Annotated in this window: 1 protein-coding gene; it reads right to left on the bottom strand. The window is 40.4% G+C overall.

Annotated features, from left to right (window positions below; translation table 11 throughout):
- Positions 1–351: 351 nt before the first annotated feature.
- Positions 352–1,002: a hypothetical protein gene (locus tag HMPREF9073_RS09190; protein ID WP_009413455.1), complete on the bottom strand. Its 651-nt coding sequence runs from the start codon at positions 1,000–1,002 to the stop codon at positions 352–354.
- Positions 1,003–1,281 lie beyond the last annotated feature (279 nt).

Below are 1,281 nucleotides of genomic sequence, written 5' to 3' on the forward strand. Positions count from 1 at the left end.
AACCTACTACTCTGAGGTCTTCATTGAATAAACATCATTTTTTTGTGGTTTTTCATACTTCCCCATTGGTTTGGGTGGGGGATTTCATGATTATGCAAGAACCAAGAACCCCAGAAAATCCCCATATCAATGGATAAATCCCAAAAATGTCACTTCAATATATAAAAGTACCTCACAAGGAATAATGCTGCGGAATTGAGGTATTATAGAAAGGCGACTCACATCAACTCTTTGCTTTCCTCATTTCGCAGGCTCAACGAACAGCAACTGCCGATTTTCCAAAGGAAAGAAAGAATTGATGTTGGCAGCAACAAGCAAGCGTGCGCTGGCTTTTCAGGTCGGCGCTGTTTGCTATATGCTCTGTTTCATGTCGCGTGTAATGCGGAAATTCTTATTTCCCGAGCGTGCTTCAACAATGTAAACAGCGCCCGGGAGAAACTCCATGGTGATGTCTTTCGTATAGACAATGTCCATGGCAGCATACCGCTGGAGTTTCTGATAGGTATAGAATTGAAATGTCACCTTGTGCTTTCCCGCAGCAATAAAACGGCCGTTAATCCATGAAAAGCTTACGCCATGCCCATTATTGATGTCATCAATGCTGCGAATTGACACGCCTTCTATTTGGAACATATGATTGACCGCCTGTAATATTAGCTTGCTACGTTTGGGATGGCAACGAAACCAAACATTCTTTTCATACTTGAAAATCAAGCATATCAGGCACGAAAGCAGAATCACTGCTATCAAAGGCGCAAATATTCCATACTCAAAGAAATTTGGAAAAAGTTGTTGTAATTCGCGGTCGTAACAAAATAACAAAACAATACTCACGGCGGTGAGAAATGTAGCTGCCAGAATGCCCAACCTAGACCTTACAGGAAGTGTTGTCATGCTGGGAAACGAGCGGATAGGCGAATATTTAAAGATAAGACTGTAGACCAATATCACCAATGCGAATGCTCCTAATAGCACAAATATATGCTCAACGAATGACTCCATAGTATAATTTTTAGGAAACGAAAATTGAAAATCCACTCCACCTCACAGCCGACAGGCAAAAGACAAAGCTTTTTTAATAATTCTCTTCTTAAATTCTGATTGCAAAGATACATATTTTCTTTCTTTTCCTGCAAGCTTGAAACCATTTTTTCTCCTGCTGGCGCGAGCTTGTAGCTCGTGCCTATTAAAGACTGAAAATTTTATTTAAAGCAAAGGTAAAAGTTCCTCTAGGAGAGTTGTATACTGCCGATAGCATTTTTTCGGCTAATATTTCGGTAG

It is taken from the genome of Capnocytophaga sp. oral taxon 326 str. F0382 (assembly GCF_000318295.1).
Lineage (GTDB): Bacteria > Bacteroidota > Bacteroidia > Flavobacteriales > Flavobacteriaceae > Capnocytophaga > Capnocytophaga periodontitidis.